The sequence below is a fragment of the Paenibacillus sp. FSL R7-0312 genome (assembly GCF_038004445.1).
In the GTDB taxonomy this organism is placed as follows: domain Bacteria; phylum Bacillota; class Bacilli; order Paenibacillales; family Paenibacillaceae; genus Paenibacillus_AQ.
Map to the genome: position 1 here is coordinate 7,084,942 of NZ_JBBORE010000001.1, position 19,661 is coordinate 7,104,602.

General features: G+C 53.8%; 11 protein-coding genes. 1 reads left to right on the forward strand and 10 read right to left on the reverse strand.

Annotated features, from left to right (window positions below; genetic code table 11):
- Window positions 1-309: 309 nt before the first annotated feature.
- The 3 genes from MKX70_RS30685 to MKX70_RS30695 form a co-directional block, all read right to left on the reverse strand.
- A complete protein-coding gene (locus tag MKX70_RS30685) occupies window positions 310-5,220 on the reverse strand; it encodes an S-layer homology domain-containing protein (protein WP_340841471.1) in 4,911 nt (1,636 codons plus the stop codon).
- Window positions 5,221-5,350: 130 nt separating this feature from the next.
- A complete protein-coding gene (locus tag MKX70_RS30690; protein ID WP_340841472.1) occupies window positions 5,351-6,889 on the reverse strand; it encodes a response regulator in 1,539 nt (512 codons plus the stop codon).
- Between the two features lie 373 nt (window positions 6,890-7,262).
- Window positions 7,263-8,000, reverse strand: coding sequence for an SDR family oxidoreductase (locus MKX70_RS30695; protein WP_042233945.1), 738 nt, complete (start codon window positions 7,998-8,000; stop codon window positions 7,263-7,265).
- 161 nt (window positions 8,001-8,161) lie between these two features.
- Here MKX70_RS30695 and MKX70_RS30700 point away from each other — a divergent pair, with 161 nt between their 5' ends.
- Window positions 8,162-9,043, forward strand: coding sequence for an AraC family transcriptional regulator (locus MKX70_RS30700; protein WP_231637804.1), 882 nt, complete (start codon window positions 8,162-8,164; stop codon window positions 9,041-9,043).
- A gap of 66 nt (window positions 9,044-9,109) precedes the next feature.
- On the opposite strand, the gene MKX70_RS30705 is transcribed toward MKX70_RS30700, so the two are convergent.
- The 7 genes from MKX70_RS30705 to MKX70_RS30735 all read right to left on the reverse strand — a co-directional run bounded on the left by MKX70_RS30705 (window position 9,110) and on the right by MKX70_RS30735 (window position 19,639).
- The gene (locus tag MKX70_RS30705) at window positions 9,110-9,364 is read right to left on the reverse strand and encodes an Atu4866 domain-containing protein (RefSeq protein ID WP_042233942.1); all 255 of its coding nucleotides are present in this window, start codon (window positions 9,362-9,364) and stop codon (window positions 9,110-9,112) included.
- A gap of 229 nt (window positions 9,365-9,593) precedes the next feature.
- Entirely contained in the window at window positions 9,594-11,927 is a 2,334-nt protein-coding gene (locus MKX70_RS30710) for a glycoside hydrolase family 95 protein (protein ID WP_340841473.1), read from the reverse strand.
- 3 nt (window positions 11,928-11,930) lie between these two features.
- Window positions 11,931-14,003, reverse strand: coding sequence for an alpha-galactosidase (locus MKX70_RS30715; protein WP_340841474.1), 2,073 nt, complete (start codon window positions 14,001-14,003; stop codon window positions 11,931-11,933).
- 161 nt (window positions 14,004-14,164) lie between these two features.
- Entirely contained in the window at window positions 14,165-14,698 is a 534-nt protein-coding gene (locus MKX70_RS30720) for an HAD family hydrolase (protein ID WP_042233937.1), read from the reverse strand.
- Window positions 14,699-14,700: 2 nt separating this feature from the next.
- On the reverse strand, window positions 14,701-16,455 hold the full coding sequence (locus tag MKX70_RS30725; protein ID WP_052416111.1) for an alpha-1,3-galactosidase-related protein: 1,755 nt from the start codon (window positions 16,453-16,455) through the stop codon (window positions 14,701-14,703).
- A 155-nt stretch (window positions 16,456-16,610) separates the two neighbouring features.
- Complete coding sequence (locus tag MKX70_RS30730) at window positions 16,611-17,840, reverse strand: SGNH/GDSL hydrolase family protein (protein WP_340841475.1); 1,230 nt, start codon at window positions 17,838-17,840, stop codon at window positions 16,611-16,613.
- Window positions 17,841-17,959: 119 nt separating this feature from the next.
- The gene (locus MKX70_RS30735) at window positions 17,960-19,639 is read right to left on the reverse strand and encodes an extracellular solute-binding protein (RefSeq protein WP_340841476.1); all 1,680 of its coding nucleotides are present in this window, start codon (window positions 19,637-19,639) and stop codon (window positions 17,960-17,962) included.
- Window positions 19,640-19,661: the final 22 nt, after the last annotated feature.

Consider the following 19,661-nt stretch of genomic DNA (forward strand, 5'->3'; position numbering starts at 1 on the left):
GAGGCGTATCCGGCCCAAGGCCCAAAAACTCAGCGATAGTTGTATTTAGTACATTTAAAAATTGTAAAAGGGTGCCCGCACAACTTTTAACTGCAGTCTGTACAACTAAACTGCATAAATCGGTTAAACCGGCCTATATCCGGCTTTTTAATTGTACGAAATACAACTAAAGGGATGATTGTCAGAAAAACAGATGATTTAGTTGTACGATGTACAGTTAAGCCGCAGCTGCCTTCAGGCATGCCAAACAGGAGAATCCCGGCCAGCCGTTCATGGCTGCGGGATTCTCCTGTTTCATGAGTGTAAAGCTTATTGGACAGCGAATAGCAGGTTATAGATCACTTGGGCCGCTTCTGCCCGGGAAGCGATCCCTTGAGGGGCAAACTGTCCCGGCCGCTCTCCTTGAACCAGTCCGAGTTCTGCTGCCTCAAATACAGAAGACTTCGCCCACGAAGACACGAGGTTCATATCGTCAAAAGCCGCAACAGAAGCACCAGCCGGTGCCTGGCCGTTCTTCAACGCATAAGCCTTCATCAGCATCACCGTCATTTCCTCACGGGTAATCTGTGCGCCGGGCTCGAATCTTGCCGTAGCTCTGCCGCTTACGATACCGGCTGTGTATGCGATGCAGACCGGCTCTGCATACCAGGCATCCGGCGCCACATCCGTGAAGCGTGATTCGCCTGGAGCCGTCAGTCCAAGGGAATGAACGAGGATGGAGGTGAATTCGGCACGGGTAACCGCCCGTCCCGGTTCGAACTTGTCTGCGCTGGTGCCTTGAATAAGCAGCTTCGCCGCAAGTTCCCTGATTACGGAGCCGGCCCAATGTGCGGCCGGAACATCGGCAAAGGTCCGGTCCAGTTCCAGAACGGCATAGGTGCTGAAGTGGCTGACCTTGGCCGTCAGTACACCATTGGTATAATCGGCCTTGATATATTCCAGCTTACCGTTATCGGTAATATAGTAGATGCCTCCCCGCTTAGCATCGAAGCCCTCTGCGGCTGCCAGGCTCAGCGTGACCGGAAGATTGAATGCGGGGAGCGTCTCCGTAGCCCCGGCTTTTGTGGTAACCGACAGGCTGAATGCATAGATATCCCCCTTCAGGGCAAGATCCGCACGGAGGGTTCCCGCAGCGGCGGCTACCACCGCACTTCCCTTACTGCCGAGCGGCACCATCTTCAGCGAAATCACGCTGTCTTCACGCTGGTTCTCCGGCAGCCTGTTCTGCAGCTGGCGGATCAGATCTCCCGGGATCTGCAGCGAGAGCTTGCCCGATTTCACTTCCAGCGTAAGATTCGCCAGCTGGCGGACTACAGCGGAAGACAGCTGCAGCTCCTGCACACCTCCCTTGAGCTTCACGGCCGCTAGTCCGGACGCATTGTCCAATTGGAGCATATCCGGCGTGAGGGCCAGAGTTCCAGCGGCATTGGCCGGGCTCACAATACTGCCGGAGACGGTGTTGTTATTACTGTTGCCATTGTTGCCATTGTTGCCGTTGTTTCCGTTGTTTCCGTTGTTTCCGTTATTTCCGTTATTTCCGTTATTTCCGTTATTTCCGTTATTTCCGTTATTTCCATTGTTGCCAGGGTTCCCAGGATTCCCCGGTCCTTCAGAAGCGGCAGCTGTGACCGTAACGTCTGCCTTGGCTGTCAATCCTCCGTCCACTGTCTTCACCGTAATCGTGGCCTTGCCGGCTCGAACAGCAGTTACCATTCCATCCGCTACAGTGGCTACGGCGGTATCACTGGAAGTCCAGATTACCGCTTTATGGGTTGCCGCTTCCGGGTTCACCACAGCAGTCAGCTTAGCGGTTTCACCTGCGGTAAGTGTAAGCTCCGCCTTGTCGAGGGTGACACCTGTTACCGGCTTCGGACTGACCGTCAATTTCACCAATTTCGATTCCGCCGGCTGCAGCGACACCGCCAAAGAACCGGTGATGGACGTAGTTTCTCCCGTCCACAGGTCTTGCATCGTGTAGGATTCCGCAGCATCCAGTCCGGCGCGGCCGAGATCAACCGTCTTATCCGCCGAAGCATTGGTGCTGAAGTTGAATACAGCCAAGTAATAATCGCTTCCTTCCTTCAGAACAAAGGTGTCGGCAGCATTGGCATTCGTGTTTCCTTCCAGCGGCTTGAACGCTTGCCCCTTCAGCGCCAACTGGAGAACGTCCGTGTTGTTATACAAGGCAGCCATGTACTCCTGTGCCTTAGTATCGTTCACATCATCCGAATCCAGCAGTACCGTTCCGGCAATGACGCCCGAGTTCACCCGGCTGCGCGCTTCCGTCAAGCTTGAAGCACGGCTGAGTGCGAGATGATCGGGGTCGGTATACGGATAGATTGTTCCATTTTGCCAAAAGCCGTAGGTCAATGAATTCAGCATATATTCTGTTTCATTGATCTTGCCGTAAGTGTCGCAGGAAATGCGCCGGCTGTGTGCATATTGGCTCGGGAAGATCGGAGCAATGGATTCGCTGATGAACATGGTTCCGTCCAGCTGCTCATTAACATAACGCATTCCTTCATTATATGCCTGGATTCCTGTCGTTACTTCCGGGTCATAATGCTGACCTTCCAGAGAGCCATGAGTCAGGAAATCCAATTTAATATACGTGAAGCCAAGACTCTTGAACTTGCCGAGGAAATAATTCATCCGCATTTGTGCTCCGGGGTGCGTCACATCCAGCGGATAGGCCCCATCCAGCGTCGGCAGCGGCTGACCTGCGGAATTCTTAAGCACAATATCTCCATACGTATACTGGTTATTGGTGCCTTCTACCGGCTGGCTCATATTATTGCCCCAGTATACAAACGGTGCCCAATAGATCCCGGCATGCTGGCCGTTGCCTTTAATTACGGATACGGCATCTGCAAGCTGCTGATCATTCAGATTGTCCCAGTAAGAGTCCATGTTGATGAATACATTGCCGTTATTGTTGAACTTCTGCAGATGCTCCTTGAAATAGTTGGAGACATCCACCACGTCCTGATACGACAGTGAGCTTTCATAAGCACCCCAGCTGTTCCAGCCGACCGGCACGCCTTGCGGCAGCGCCTGGCTAAGCTCAAGGGGAGGCGCAATGATGGCATTGGCTTTGCCGTATTCCTCCAGACCGGTACGGTAATCGCTGAAACCGCCTACCATAATCAGCGGCGAGGATACTTCTGTGCCCGTCAGGCTGCCATGAGGCTGGCTATCGCGGGTCACATCGCTGGCTGCACCGCCATAGACCGCCAGCTCATTGAGCTGGCCCGCTGAACCTTTCCAATCAATGCCGGTCTTCCAGGTATCATGGGTTACAGAGCCGAGCACCAGTCCGCTGCGGGTCGAGTTATTGAATACTGCCGTCAGCTCATAACTGGTATCCGCCCGGTTCATGGTCTGGGATTTATAACGGATCCAGGCATCGTTGTCAAAAGGCACCGTCAGCACCCGGTTATCCGCACTGGTACCAATATCCACACCACCCGTACGTTTCACGGTAACCGGCGACATATAATTGGTCTGAATCGCCGTATCGCTGGCTGCATCCAGGCGGGTAAGGAAATAGTCTTTACCCTCATAAAATTTGTAGACCTGCTTCAGTACTGGCTTACCAGCCGAAGTATGGACAAAAGTCAGCTCAATCCCTTTGCCGAATCCGTCCTGAATCTCCACGGGTGCACCGGCACTGGCATGACTCTCATAGCCTTTGCTCTCTATAAGAGTGCCTCCGAGCTTGATGCTGCTGTAAATTCCCTGCAGCTTCTGTCCGTCAGCCCAGCTGTAACCGGTGTACCCGGTCTTGGTATTCAAGGAGACCTCATAGGGTCCGCCTGATACCAGCTGGCCGTAAGTATAATCGGTAACCGTGATCGTCCCGTAGCTGTGCGATTCTCCCGCTGTCCCGAGATTGTCATCCTCTTCACCCGGATTCTCCGGCCCGGTGTTCGCCGCCGGCTCGACGATAATCCGGTCAATATCCGGCGCATACCAATTGCCGTCGGCAAAAGTAATGGTATTCTCGCCTTCGTTCAGCGGTAGTGTAAGTTCATACATGCCTACTGTATCCCAGTCCGGAGTCTTTGGCAGTTCATAATACTGCTCGGCACCGCCGTTGGCACGGACATAGAAGCTGCGCGGATCGCCTGAAATATAGGCTACCGTGACCTGGTAATCACCTGTCATAGGGGCGGTTATCTTGTTGAAGGTCAGGGAGCTTCCGCCATTCAGATACCCTACCTTTTGCCCGCCGGAAGCCTTAGGGCTGTCCGAAACCCGGGCCTCGCCGGTCAACCCGTTACCCGGAGCTTCCGCTTCATAGCTGACCGTGAACGGAATCACTTCGATCTTGTCCATATCCGGGGAATACCAGTTATGGTCCGAGAAGGTGATCGTGTTCAGTCCCGCCTGCAGTCCCGCCTCCACATCATAAGTTCCTAACGTATTCCAGCTGGCCGTCTTCGGCAGATCAACTATCTCGTCCGGACCCTGATTCACCTGCATATAGACAGGCCGGGGATCGCCGGAAATATAAGATATCCGGATCAGATAGGTTCCGGCTGCCGGAACAGTGACGTCCGTAAACTTCAGGGAGCTGTTCTGATACAGATCCGTTACCTTTTGGCCGCCGGAGCTGATACTGCTGTCTGCCACCTTGGCATTGCCGGTTACGATATTCCCGGCTGCTTCAGCCTCAATCACTGCACCGTGCAGATTGTTCATCCAGTCGCCTTCACCTTCACCCGGACCGGTAGGCGCCAAGCCGCCGATTACGATCTTGTCGATGTCCGGTGAATACCAATTGTTGTCATCGATCAGGATGGTGTTGGCTCCGGCGTTCAAGGATAGCCTCACATCGTAAGTGCCCACCGTATCCCAGTCAGCAGTCTCAGGCGGTTCCTCGAACTGTCTGGCCCCGCCGTTGGCACTGATATTGAAGGGGCGGGAATCGCCGGAGATATAGTACACAGTGATTGTATAATCTCCCGCCGCGCTGACATTGACATTCGTAAACTGCAGGGAGCTGCCCTGATACATGCCCCCGACCTTCTTGCCGCCGGAAGCCACAGGACTGTCCGAAATCGAAGCATTCCCGTTCAAAATATTACCGTCAGCCTCGGCTTCATAGGTGTTCGCATCATCTGCGTATACCGGCCTGATGAACTGGCTCCCGCCGGCCCCCGCCAGGCAGATGATGATAAGAAACAGAAACCCTTTTTTCATAAACTGTCCAAGCATAACATCCCTCCGTTTGGTTGTCTCCATAGCTCTTGTAATCGCTTTCCAAGCTAATTGTAAAAACCGGGAGGGGAATGCACCATATCGCAATCTTACAATTCATAAGGGAAATCATCTTTCTTGCTTACGCTCACATACTTTTACGGAACTCGTTCGGAGTGACCCCCAGATTCTTCACAAACAAGGATATAAAATACGATGTGCTCTCATAGCCGACACGCTGTGCAATATCCTGAACCTTAAGCGAGCCGTCTGCCAGCAGCTCCTTCGCCTTGCCAAGCCGGATGCGTGTCAGATAATCGTGAATCGTCATACCGGTCTTATCCTTGAAAATAGACCGTAAATAGTTCGGCGACAAATACACCTGCTCCGACAGGCTGTTGATCGTAATCGGCAGATCATACTGCTGTTCAATCACGGTACGGACCTTGTGGACGAGCTTTGCATTTTTGTCCAGCAAACGCTCACCCAGCATGCTCACAGCAGTTTCCGCCGTACCCAGAATCAGATCTTCAATCTCATGCAGCGTCAGCGCATTATAGATGGAATGATACAGCTCCGCGCGCTTGAAGCCTTCAGGGGCCGGCTCGTGCAGCGCCAGCAGTTCGTCCGTCAGATTAATGGCCCAGTCGCAAATGTTTTTTTGTTTGACCCGCAGCGTGGCCAATCCCCCGAAATACCGGTGGAGCTGCTGTGCAGCCTGCCCGAAATCCAGCTGATTGATCGTATCGAACCATTCCTTCCGCTCAAATGGCGGCAGATGTTCGCTGTAGAACTGGCCACGGACCGCATCGCCATGAATGATTTTGCCCGCACCTTCATAGAAGCGCTCGTTCAGGATCACACGCGTCTGTTCATACAATTCATGGATATAGGGGAGAGTGGACTCCTGCCCGCCTACAGCAGCGGTTACTGTGAAATCCAGCGCCCTGCGCATAGCCTCAGCGAGGTCCTCCCAGGCATAGTGGCCCGGCTGCTTCGCAGCTTCCATATAGACTCCTACTTCCCCTTCCTTATAGGGTACAAAGACCGTATCCACATTCTTCATCTTGAAAAAATGACCGAGATAAGCCTCCAGCCTGCTCATCCATTCCTCCAGACTCTGCTGCTCCCCCTCTGCTTCCTTAGGATCAACGCTGAATAATGCCAAGGCATAACGGGTCGTCTCCGGCAGGCGTGCCAGCAGACTGAAGCTGTTCGCCAGTCCGGCGGCAAGTTCCGTATTTTTTTCACAGGAAAGCTCCTTGAGGATCTTGGCTTTGGCAGCCTCTATCGAACGAAGCTTCATCCGCGATTCCTCGCAGAGCTGCTTCACTTTGGTGATAACGCTCTCAATTTCACTCAGATCAAGCGGCTTCAGCAAATATCCGACAGCTCCTGCATGGAGGGCGGATTTCACATAATGGAATTCATCGTGCCCGGTTAAGAACATCACCTGAATCCAGTCATAACGTTCATTAAGGGTATGGGCAAGATCAATGCCGTTCATAATGGGCATCTGCACATCCGTAAGCACAATGTCCGGCCGGGTAGCCTCTATCTTCTCCAGGGCTTCCCTGCCATTGCCGGCTGTGCCAACGACATAGATCCCCATCTCTTCCCAGCGTATATAGTCTCTCAGCGTCTCAAGTTCAAGTGCTTCATCATCTACCAGAAAAATGCTGTACACCGGAGTCCCCCCTCTTTGCTGCCTGCTTCCACTCCAATTATATTCTTTTCCTGCCATTCAACGATGGCCCGGAACAAAGAAAGTCATTTTCAGGTATAGTTCGTTAATTAGGAGTATACCGCTTCTGCTCTAAAATCGTCGATGGAAGTCATTATCTGCGCTGCCTAGAGTTACCGGTTACTCTGGAACAAAAAGCAGCTCTTGCTGGAAATGCGAAGGGTATTACACGCAAGCCTGGCTCTCGTCATATAACAAAAAGCATTAGACTCTGTAGCGATGATTTGCCGTCGTAAGCGGCTGCAATCGCTATGCGAGTCTAATACCTTTATCCTGACAATTTGCTATATTTCTTGTTTCAAAGCTAGTATACGATTTAAGCCGGGTGCCCCGTTGGTCGCACAATCAATTCATTCACATCCACTTCCGCAGGCTGTTCAAGGACATAGGCAATGGCGCGGGCAATGCCGGAAGCCGGAAGTGGATTAGCCCGGAACGATTCCATCATCTCACGTGCTGACTCATCTGTGATAGTATCAGCTAATTCCGATTCGGTAACTCCAGGAGAAATAACTGTTGTACGAATGGTCTCCCCCATCTCCTGGCGTAGGCCCTCTGTGATTGCTCGGACCGCGAACTTGGTAGCGCAATACACCGCTGAATTTGGAAAGACGGTATAGGCACCGACAGAGGCGATATTAATGATATGACCAAAATTCTGTTTCTTCATGATCGGAATTACAGCTCCGATTCCGTGCAGTACACCACGAACATTGACATCAAGCATGAGGTTCCACTCCTCGATCTTCAATGCATCAAGCGGTGACAGCGGCATCACGCCAGCATTATTTACGAGAGCATCAAGACGTCCGAATTGATTTATGGTAAATTGGACAATCGCCTTCATCTGCTCAAAATCGGTTACATCAAGTAGCTGGTACTCCACCATACCACCCTCATTTCTGATTTCCTCCGCCAGTTTTTGCAGCCTGTCCGTCCGTCGTGCTCCGAGCACTACCTTCGCGCCGCGCTTAGCGAGCCATCTGGCGGTTGCTTCACCGATACCACTGCTGGCACCGGTAATAAGCACTACTTTCTCTTTTAATTCAGACATGCAGCATCTCTCCTTTATGAATTATTGAAATAAGCTCGTTGTTACATCTTCATTATGGCGGTAACTTCCTACCCTGAGTTAGCCGAAAGCTGCTAAAGAATTGCCTAATTCTCCAAAAAGTAATAAAGTATATTAAAGGACCTACAGAATGGAGAATACCGTTGACTGAATTGACCGAACGAATTGAACGTCTTGCCATACAGGACGGAACTATCATTACCGCCTATCACGCTCTTTCATTTGTTCGTTCTTCCGATGTGTCCGAGCCGGTTCCTGCAGTATACAAGCCATCCCTGTGTGTGATTGCCCAAGGCGCCAAGCAAGTACTGTTAGGCCCGGAAAGCTATTTTTATGATCCTGGCAGTTACTTGGTCGCATCTGTGCACCTGCCGATTACCGGTCAAGTAATTGATGCCTCTCCGGAGAAACCATACTTGTCTCTGCAGCTTCAATTCGAGATGGATCAAATACTGGATATAATTCAACAACCTTATTTCACAGAAAACACAGGACATAAATCTCATCGCGCCCTAGTTATCGGCCAGATGAGCAATTCACTTCATGAAGCCATCTTACGTCTAATTCGTTTGCTAGATACTCCAGAAGACCTGCCTGCCTTGGCCCCTTATGCAGTGCGCGAGATTATTTACCGCATGCTGCAGACCGAACAGGGGAACACCATACGGAACTTCGCTCTCTTGGGCAGCCGCGCCCAGCGAATTGTCCCCGTGATTGAACAGATTAACCGGGAGTATACAGAACCCATGCGAGTGGATAATCTTGCGAAAGCAGCTGGAATGAGCACATCGTCTTTTTTTTCCTGCTTTAAAGAAGTAACGGCCATGACCCCCCTCCAGTACCAAAAGCGACTGCGGCTTACCGAAGCCCGAAGGCTTCTCCTTGCGACAATGAGCGATGCTACAAGTGTTGCTTATCAGGTTGGCTACGAGAGTGCCACGCAGTTCAACCGTGAGTACGCCCGCTTGTTCGGTCAGCCGCCCATTAGGGATGTACGCAGATTCCTGGGAATGAATCCGCAATAAAAAAAGCACGCACATTCTCTTTCTTGAGAGTGCAGTGCTTTTTTCGCTTTTTATTGAATATTTATTCTACTCTTTCCGGTAAAAAACCATGCCCCCGTGATAGAGCACCGAATCGCGAAAATCACCGTCAGCAGTGAAGCCTGTATCATCCACATATTCGATATGATCGCCCAGAATGGTATAGCATCCCTGATAAGCATGATTTCGATTCCCGCGCGCCTCATCATAACGGCCGTTAGGCAGCAATTCATGCCGCACATAACCATCAGTAGTTTCCCACATCCCGATATACGGATGGGGAGGTGTTTTGTTGATTTTCATTTCAAACATTCCTTTCTACCATGACTTCATATTTGGTTCCGCAGTTTTATTATTCCATTCAGGTCCAATGCTGGGGTAGCCGAAATCTATGATTTTATTGCCTAATTCTCCAGCATTGGAATTGAGAAGAACAAAGGGCAACCAAAATATGCATCTTCGCTGTAGTGGATGTCTAAGGTCTTTTTAATTTAATTGAAAAGACGGGGGCAACCTTCGCCCCCCGCCTGTATCATGATAACAGCTCCAGCCGGCTGTCCAATTTGTAGCTTCCGCCTGTTTCTGCCAGGAAGGAAGTTCTTTGATCTCCCCAGCGTACCGTAACCATTCCCGGAGAGAAGGTGCGGACCTCGGCTGCTGTCAGCCGGCCGTCATGCCAGGCAACGTCCACTTCGGCATTCCCCTTGGCACGGAGGCCGGATACCGCTCCTGTGCTCCAGGCGGCCGGAAGAGCAGGCAGCAGGTGTATCTCATCGGCATGGCTTTGCAGCAGCATCTCGGCAATAACAGCCGTACCGCCGAAATTTCCGTCGATAACGAAGATATTGCTCTCCGCTCCGGCTATACCCGATTTGGAATAGGTGAACAGATTATCGAAACACAGGCCGCCGATGAGGTGGGAGATGTGCTTGTAGGCCTTCTCCCCGTCATGCAGCCTGGCAAAGCCAAGCCCGAACAAAGCCGCGGTGAACTCCACATCCTCCAGCTCATTCTGGAGCATCCGGTTCTCCAGTGTCACTCGGGCTGCCCTGCTGAGCTCCGGTGTCCGGCCGGGAGTGATCCCATTGCCGGGATATAGTGCAAACATATGGGACAGGTGCCGGTGCTCCGGCTGGGCTTCCTCATAGTCCTCCAGCCATTCCTGCAGCTGGCCCTTCTTGCCGATCTGAAGCGGCGGAAGCTTAGATATAGCTTGCCGCAGCATCCGCTGGAACGCTTCATCCCTGTCCAGCAGTTCCGCCGACATCAGGCAGAATTCAAACAGCTCCCGCACCACAATCTGATCCATGGTCGGTCCCATGGACAGCTGCTGCGCTCCTTCACCGGGATCACCGGGATAGAAGCTGTTCTCCGGCGAATTGGCCGGGCCGGTAACCAGCCATCCGTACTTGGGATGGACACACATGTAATCCAGGTAGAAGGTTGCAGCCTCTTTGAGTACAGGATAAGCCTGTTGCTCCAGGAATTTATGGTCAAGGGTATATTCATAATGCGTGATCAGATGGGTGGCGAGCCATAGTCCGCCTGTTACATTGAGTCCCCATGAAGTCTCCCAGCCCGGAAGTGTGAATCCCCAGACATTGGAGAAGACATGGGCGACCCAGCCCCCGCTGCCATACAGCTGGCTTGCGGTCGATCTTCCAGCCTGTGCCAGCTCTTCAATATAGCGCATCAGCGGAAGATGACTGTCCCCCAGATTCGTAATCTCCGTAGGGTAATAATTCATCTGTGTGTTAACGTCCAGGTGATAGTCGCAGCTCCAGCCCATCCGGCAGGCTTCACCGTCATTCCAGATGCCCTGCAAATGCAGCGGCAGCGGTGAATCCGCCCGTGAGCCGGCGATTGTCAGATAACGTCCGTACTGCAGGAACAGCGCGAACAGCTGAGGATCCTCCCCGCCGCCCCGGGCCAGGGATTGAATACGCTGATCGGTAGGGAGATCCGCCTTGTCTGAGCGGCCCAGCTGAATACTTACCTTGTCGTACTCCCGGCGGTAATCGGCAATATGCTCTTCCCTCAGCAGTTCGTACCCCTTGCCCATTGCCTGCTCCAGTGTGCAGCGGCTGTCTGATTCCCAGTCCGTATCTGTACGGCGGTAATCGGTGCTGACGGCGAAGTAAATCCGCGCTTCATCGGCTCCGGTGACTGTCAGCTTGCCGTCCCCGCTATGAATCGTACCGCCGGATACCGCCACCTTGACCAACCCTTTGGCATGGACCCCGCAAGCACCGTTGCTGTGTATACGTTCTGTTGCCTGGCTCTTGAATTCCAGCGTTTCATCATCCACGGCTGCCGCTGTGAACGACTCCGTTCCGTTCACCAGACTCAGCGTAAAGGACACTTCGCCCGGCAGACCGCTCCAGATTCTTGAAGCCACCAGATTGCCGGCATGCGAGGCAAAGACCTCACGGTGCAGCGCTGCGCTCTTGCCCTGATACACGGCTCCAGCCACCGCGTTCGTCAGATTCAGCTCCCGCCGGAAGTGCCCGGTTTCCGCTGATACCTGCTCTTGCTTCTGCTCCGCGAAATCAATCACCACCTCGCATAATCCGAGGTTCGTACCGAAATTCTGCTTCTTAGGCTGCAGATGCTGCTTGGCAAGACGGTCGCCACCGTCGTAGTCGCCGCTGAAGAAATGCTGGCGCATCTCTTCCAGCGCAGCCTTGCCCCCTCCGGAGGCAGGCACCGGGTCAGTCTGTCCCGACCAATAGGTAACCTCGCTCATGCTCCACACTTCACGGTGCGGGGCAGCCATCACTACGGCCCCTAATCTGCCGTTACCCAGAGGCAGCCCCTGAGCCCAGCCCTCCGCGGGGGCCGAATACCACAATCTATAGTCGTTCATCCCTCATTCTCCTGTCTGTCCTGTCTTTACAATCAGCTTGTAAATTTTCGATTCTGCCGGTTCCAGTGTTATTGAAAGCTCACCACCGGATACTTCTCCTTGCGTGCCTTCCCACAGATCCTGAAGAATGTAAGCCGCCTGGGCATCCAGCCCGGCGCGCGCAAGCGGGACGGATTTATGCGCATCCTGTGCATCATCGAAGTTGAAGACAGCCAGATAGAAGGCTGCCTCTTCAGCAGCTTCAAGCACGAAGACATCGGAAGCCCGCTCGCCCAGATCGCCTTCAACCGGCCGGAAGGTCTTCCCGAGACGGGCCACATCCATGATATCCTTGTTACCGAGCCATGCCTTGGCCCGGATGGCCGCTTCCTCCTTGCGGAAATCATCGCCCAGCAGCAGAACCGTACCTGCAATGACCGAAGCCGTCAGCCGGCTTCTTCCCTCATGCCATCCGGTCGGCTCCTGGTTGAAGCTCTTATACAGCACCGAATGGTCGGGATCGTTATAGCGGTATAGCGTGTTATTCATCCACCAGCCATGCGTCAGTGAGTTGAGCAGGTACTCCGTGTCCTTAAGCGTACCGAAGACGTCACAGGATACGCGGCGGCTGTGCGCGAATGCATACGGGAACAGCGGAGCGATAGACAGGTTGATGAAGAATGGTCGGCCTGCCGCTTCCGGTGAGAGCTTCTGCTGCAAGTACGACATCCCGTAATGATAAGCCGCAATCCCGGTGGTGATCTCCGGATTGTGGTGCTGTCCCTCCAGCGCACCATGCGCGAGGAAATCCAGCTTGATATACTCAAATCCCTCAGCAATGAATTTGTCCGTGAACCAGTCGATTCTCAGTACGCTGCCCGGATGCGTAGGATCAATAGCCAGACCGCCGTCCACATCGGGCAGAACCTCGCCTTCACTGTCCCGCAGAAGGATATCGGCGTACGTGTATTTGCCGTCCGTCCCTTCAACAGGCTTACCGAACTGGGCGGGACTGCCCCAGAAGGCAAAAGGCGTCCAATAGGTGCCGGGCTTATGGCCGTTGTTCCGCACCACGTTCAGCGCATCCGCCATTTCGGCCGGTGTCAGCTGGTCCCAGAAAGCATCGAAGTTGATGTACAGCGTGTCCTCATTGTGGAATCCGAGCGGCTGTACTTCCTGTTTCAGGAAATCACTGGTTGAAGTGTACAGGTCATAATCCAGGTTGCTCATCGCGGCGGACCAGCTGTTCCAGCCGGCCGGCACCCCTCCTGCCCATGGCAGCGGAGCTTCGATCCAGATGTTGGCCCGTCCGTAGGCTTCCAGACCTTCTCTGTAATCCTCATAGAAGCCCAGCCATACCAGCGGTGATTCTACACGCGTCCCCTTAACATATCCATGCGGCTGAAAGTCGCGGGTCATCTCGCCTGCGGCACCGCCGTACAGCTCCAAATCCAAGATTCCTCCGGCTTGCCCGCTTTTCACCTTAATTCCGGTTTTCCATACCTTATGGGTGAGGGAACCGAGAATTATTCCGCGGCGGCTGTCCGGCCGGAACAATGCTGTTACTTCGTAGCTCTCCGTCTGGAGCGGCGGCTTCTCCACCGTATATCTGACCCATTTGTCATTGTCATAAGGCACCCGCAGCACACTTACATCCGCCGGTCCGGACTCCCCGTCCAGGGACACTTCCCCGGATTGAAGGACTGCCATACGATTGATCCGGAGCTCCGAATCACTGGCCATTACGCTCTGCAGCAGGACAAATGCGGATTGCTCATAAATATAAAAATGCTGCTCCAGCTGCGGAAGCTCTGCCGACTCGTGCAGGACAATCAGATGAATGCCTCTGCCGAATCCGTCCTGAACAATCCCGTGCTGCTCCTTCAGCTGATGGCTCTCATAGCTTCCGGTATGATATTCCCGGCCGTTCCAGCGGTATGCGCTGCGCATCCCCCTCACTTCGGAGGAATTCCTGCTGGTGCAGGAAGCCTCCCCTGTCGCCAGATCGATGTCCAGCTCCAGCAGGCCATTATTTATACGGACCAGAACCCCTTCTTTGAGTTCTACGTGTACGCCAATTTCGCTGTCAGTTCGCATGATTTGCCTCCCTTTTATGCGTTTTGAACCTTGCAGGCGGCAGATCTCCCGGACCTGCACTCAAAGTCTGATCTCATTATAAAAACAGAACTATCCGGTTGCCATGCAGCGATCTTCCGATCTATAACGCGATCTGACGCATTTCCCCCAAGCCCCTTCAGTCAGCTTGGCCGCAGCTCCGCGACTAATCGTTCCACCAGCTCAAGCAATTGCAGCGGTTCACTGATTGTATAATCCGGTACCTCCTCTTCATCTGCGGGGACCAGGGGATAACGCGGCGTCCAGCTGAGAAACACGCTGATCATCCCCAGTGCATTGGCTCCCCTGATATCCCTACTGAGGTTATTGCCCATCATCAGAATCCGGGAATAATCGGACGGCCCCAGCCCGAGCGCATCAGCTGCCGCTCTGAACATTCTCGGATCCGGCTTCTCTACCCCAATATGCCCTGAATAGATCTTCGCCGAAAAATATTGATCCAGTCCATTCTGCGAATAGATATTGTCAAAGGACCGGACCTCTCCGTCAGCAACCAGCGCGAGCAGGTATCCCCGCTCGAAAAGCGTCCTGACCAGCATATCCGCCCCCGGAATGAGCTGTGCACAGATAACAATGCCCTCCCCGTCGCGAAGCTCCGTGCCTTCATCGATAAGCGTGTCTCCGCTGTCCAGAAAGATAACCGGCTTCTTCTGCATCTTCACTGCTCCTCCACATCAAATGAATTCCCAGAGATGTCTGCCCCGCTGCAGGCTGTCAGCCGGATTGCCTCCTCAAGACTGGAGTGCTTATCCCTGCCCTTATCCCTGCCATCTGCCGCCAAAGCAACAATATCGTTGTGCCTGAACACCAGTCCCTGCGTGCTTTTGGCACTGAGTACAGGGGCATCCATAATCTCAAAGATGTTATTCTCTATGCATATATTCCGGTGCACCGGTGCATCCCTGTCAGCTTCCTTATTCTCCGGAGCAATGTCGATGACAGGGGCTTCGCGGCTGCCGCATGCAATGAACCGGTTCCCGGTAATCGTCATATCCCTGACTGCCCCGGACTCATACCAGGACTCCGCATCGGCAGCGACCAGAATGGCGCTCATCTGCATCCGCTCAAATCCATTGTCGCTGATTACCGTATTGCGCCGGGTAGTTGCCAGAATCCCCCGGGTCGGAATCCGCGCAAAAGCATTGCCCGTGATCTCCAGCTCGGGGGTCCAGGTGACATTCTCAATGACATCGGTCCCGCCGATACCCGGCGGGACCGGCCCGTCCAGCGTCAGCATCAGTTCACGCGGATTCAGCTGAAGAACACTGGCAACCCGGCTGACAGCATAAGCTGTCAGGGAATCCGCGCGGACGAACTCAATCTCGTCCCCCGGGTGAAAAGCTAGGAAGCCATACGTTTGCGGATGCATGAACCGGACCTTCAGCGCATCCTCCGCCAGCTGCCCCACAATCCGCAGATAGGTACCGTGAACATTAATGGCATCATCGTGTGCTCCGATAAAGCGGCTGTCTTCAATCAGAATCCGCCCCTTACAGCCTGACAGATGAATGAAATCGGCGAATCCGGCTACGGTCCGTCCGGTTTCAGGACGCGGTGACACATCCAGCTGCAGGAAGCTGAGATCCCGGCTGAACTGGCCTGCGATCCCCAGCCCGTGCATGAAATGTATCCCTACGTTCAGAAACGTAACGCCGGAGCTCTCCGTGATGAAGATTCCGGCCTGATCACGGATGCCGTCCCTGACCTGCAGGACGTTCCCCGGGGCAGCATCCGGCTGGAATGCGAAATAGAATCGCAGCCTGTGCGGGCTGATCTCCTCGACATGCCGCGCCTCTGCCAGCCAGTTCTCAGTCCGCCAGGTTATGTTCTGCAGGAGATCGCAGATCTGCATCGGACCTTCACGGAACCGCCAGCCTTCGCCGATCCAGTCCAGCCTGCCGCCGTTCAGTTCATACCGTGAATCCGGATGAACGGTGACTTCGCAGCAGTCAGTACCGCAGCAGTCCACGGTCATCTCGGCTACAGTAGGCCGGCTGTAATCCAGATGCAGGTTGCGGATTTCCAGGTCCGTGCATTCGTCCAGAATCAGCATAGTCTGCTTGCCGTGGAAGACGAATAGCGAGCCGTTCCCTTCCAGCGTCAGCTGATGCTGCCTCTTCAGCAGCAGACCGGCGGTCTTGGTCACATCCGGATGTTCTTCCTCACTTGCCGTGTTGGTGATGCAGTAAGGAACCCGGAGTGCGTGATCCGGGTAGAAATGATAGCTGCCCTGCGGGCAATCCAGCAGCACCGGTCCTTCCAGCCTGCCTGCGGCTTCTATGGCCCGCCGCATCGCAGGCTGGGTATCCCCGCCTGAATCCGGAACCGCGCCGAAATCGGTGAGGCGCAGCACCGTCCGGTGAACCGGCTGGTCATCGTCTACGGGATGAACTACGTGATGAATATCCTCCACCTCCCTGATGAATGGTTATGAAGCAGACAGCACATTAGCTGCAGACTTGCTGCAGCTTCTGAGTAGCTTTAGTTACAGAAAACAGAGATAATTCAGCTGCCGAGCAGCACTAGTTACAGAGAACAGAACTGCATCAGTTGGCTGAGCAGCACTAGTCAATTATAGAGCAGCTTAAGTACCCGCAGGCCGGTCCCGGTACTCCGACTGTCCTTGTGCTCAGTGTTGCGGACGGTAATCCGCAGCACCCCGCGTTCCAATTGAACCGGGAATAACGCCAGGATAGGACGGTAAGCATTCAGGCACCAGTCATCGAACAGATTAATTTCAGCGAAAAGTCCGCCGTTCAGCGAGTATTCCACAATACCCGAGTCCGGCCCGTACAGCAGCACCAGCCCGGCACATTGTCCCGTCACCGTGAAGGTGAATTCCTCCTGCGGATCATCTGTATGGGCATGCTCCGTAGAGAACCGCCAGTTCATCAGCGGCTCCCCAGGCTGGAGCTCTTGTATGCGGAAGCCTGCGGAATAGGCAGCGGCACTGTAATCCAGCAGCCCGCCATATTCATAATTTTGGCTGTCCAGCGGAGCGGGCAGCAGCGCCTTTTCATCTGCTTCCTTTATCAGCAGCGCATTCTCTTGCATCCCTGCCTCCTCTCCAGGCACCGCCACTTCCGCTCCCGCTTCCCGCCCTGCTTCCTCCAGCCATCCCGGCTGAACGCCGCATGGCACTATCGCCTGGTGCAAGTACTCCTGCACCAAGCCGGCATACAGCGCATGCCCAGCATCCAGCGGATGATATCCATCCGGAGCGAATCTCTTCCAATTCAGCTCACCTGTGTGGATCATGGTGTACACCTTTGCCGCACAGTCAATCGACGGGATGCCATAATGATCGGCCACCTCCTCATGTACGGCGATATTGAACGGCTTGTAGCCGGTCAGATTCTTGTCGGCTGCCGTGTACACAAAGATCAGCTCCGTCTCCGGTGACAGCCGCCGACACTGGCGGACAATTCCCTCCATACCGCGAATGGACTCCTCACGGTCCTCCCCGTCATTGACGCTGAATTCTACAAACAGCAGATCTATCTCCCCGTGCCGCAGCACATGCTCCTGCAGCCGGTGTGCACCGAAGGTGGAGGTAGTCCCGCCGACCCCGGCATTGATGCAGCGCACGGGATGGCCTGCATATAACTTTTGCAGGTACGCCCCGGTCAACGCGCGCCAGCTGGTGGCATCCGAATCTGAAGCGCCTGCCCCCTCCGTAATTGAGCCGCCCAGAAAAGCGGCCGTAAGCGGGGCATTCCCCGCAAGCTTGCTTCTCATCCCGGGCAGTCCCCGGCGCGGTGTCATACCTGGATTGCCGCCGCTGTTCTTGTAGCCCATGAGTTCACCTCCAGAAGCAATAAATGGATACAGCATACCTACAAACAGCAATGCCGGCCAAGGAGGCCGGCATCCGTTTTGCAGCATTCAGGCCGCCCGCGTTTCCGCACTATCCGGCTTTATTTCGCTGACACATCATAAGCCTTCTGCAGAATCTCCAGGTAGCGGTCCAGCTTCAGATCCTTCAAGCCTTTTACATAAGCATCCCAGTCTTTGTTCAAGTCCTTGTTGCCGGTGATGAACTGCAGTTCGTTCTGCTCAATGTAGTTTCTCAGGTTCGTCTGCAGCATACTGGCTTCATCGATGTCGGTCGGATCAATCCAGATGGACCACAGCGGGAACAAGTCCTTCGGCTCATGGCCCTGATACAGCAGCGAAGCATCATACAGTCTGCGTTCGTAGCCGTTCGAAGCATAGATATCGGTTCCCTGGACAAAGGTATCGCGGTATTCCTTCGGCATATAGAAGTGGCCCATTCCGCTCCAGCCTGCATTGCGCGGCGCTTCGCCTTCTTTCATCGGAATCTGCTTGATCACCGGTGTAACATCTTTGCCAAGTGCCACATCGCCTTCACCCGGATCGGTCCAGTCAATGCCTTTCATCCCGCTGGCCGAGTTGGTCTGGCCTTCCGGCGTGAACATATAATCCACCATTTTGATCAAAGCAATCTGTGCTTCTTCACTCGCTTTGTTGGTAATGACAAACTTGGCTCCCGGCGATACACCGCCTGCATCATGTGTAGCAAATGAGACTCCGGAAGGACCGGTAAGCGGAGCGAGCGGGTTGTAATGCGCTGAACGCGTGTTGCCCGGATCAATGTTGATGAAGATGGCAGGGTGCATGCCCGCACCAGCGCCAAGAATTTCCGCATCGGCATTCTCGCCGATTTTCTTGAACGCTTCAGCATTCTGGGTGAAGGCCCCCGGATCAATCAGCCCCGCATCGAACAGGGATTTGATATAGGTCAGGCCCTCTTTCCATTCCGGCTTGATGGCTGCCGATTCGACCTTGCCGTCAGGTGTCAGGTTGAGGTAATTGCGGTCATCGTCATAGACGAAGCTGTTCATCAGATAAGGAATAATCCGTACACCGAAATCTTCGGTGGAACCGCTGAGCGGCACTTCATCCGCTTTACCGTTGCCGTTCGGGTCCTGTGTCTTGAATGCTTCAAGCATCTGCTTGAACTCTTCGGTAGTTTTCGGTTCTTCCAGATTCAGCTTTTTGAGCCATTCGGTGTTAATCCACATTTTATTGGGATAAGAGCAGTGGAAGCATTCCGTGTAAGCACCCAGCCCGTAAATATTGCCGTCCGGCGCCGTGTTCAGCGTCTTCAGCGCAGGCGTTTTTTCCATCGCTGCCTTAATGTTGGGTGCATACTTGTCAATCAGATCATTCAGCGGCACAAGAACGCCCTGCTGGCCGTATTTCAGCACATCGCCCTGCGAGAATTCATCAATGTAGGCAGTGAGCAGATACGCATCGGGATAGTCGCCGCTGGCCAGCGAGATCTGGCGTTTCTCTTTGGCTCCGTCAGACGGGTTGATCTGCCAGTCGAACTTGATGCCAAATTTGTCCTGAAGGAAGGTGGTGAATTTATTGGTTGGAATATCAATGCCCGATTCCTGAACGGCAAAGACGCTGACTTCAACAGGCTCCGTTGCCGCCGGTGTATTTTCGCTTGCATTCCCACTAGTGGCCTGGGCGCCCGAAGAGCTGTCTGTATTTTTGCCCGAGCATCCGCTGATCACAACAGTAAGTACCGTTACCAGCATTAACAAACTAATAAGGCTTTTCTTCAAAATCAATCACTCCCTTTTTTTG

Bases quoted from the DNA above. Each gene is read 5' to 3' on its own strand.
- MKX70_RS30685 (WP_340841471.1), bottom strand. From the start codon at position 5,220: ATGCTTGGACAGTTTATGAAAAAAGGGTTTCTGTTTCTTATCATCATC.
- MKX70_RS30695 (WP_042233945.1), bottom strand. From the start codon at position 8,000: ATGTCTGAATTAAAAGAGAAAGTAGTGCTTATTACCGGTGCCAGCAGT.
- MKX70_RS30705 (WP_042233942.1), bottom strand. From the start codon at position 9,364: ATGAAAATCAACAAAACACCTCCCCATCCGTATATCGGGATGTGGGAA.
- MKX70_RS30715 (WP_340841474.1), bottom strand. From the start codon at position 14,003: ATGCGAACTGACAGCGAAATTGGCGTACACGTAGAACTCAAAGAAGGG.
- MKX70_RS30730 (WP_340841475.1), bottom strand. From the start codon at position 17,840: ATGGGCTACAAGAACAGCGGCGGCAATCCAGGTATGACACCGCGCCGG.
- MKX70_RS30710 (WP_340841473.1), bottom strand. From the start codon at position 11,927: ATGAACGACTATAGATTGTGGTATTCGGCCCCCGCGGAGGGCTGGGCT.
- MKX70_RS30720 (WP_042233937.1), bottom strand. From the start codon at position 14,698: ATGCAGAAGAAGCCGGTTATCTTTCTGGACAGCGGAGACACGCTTATC.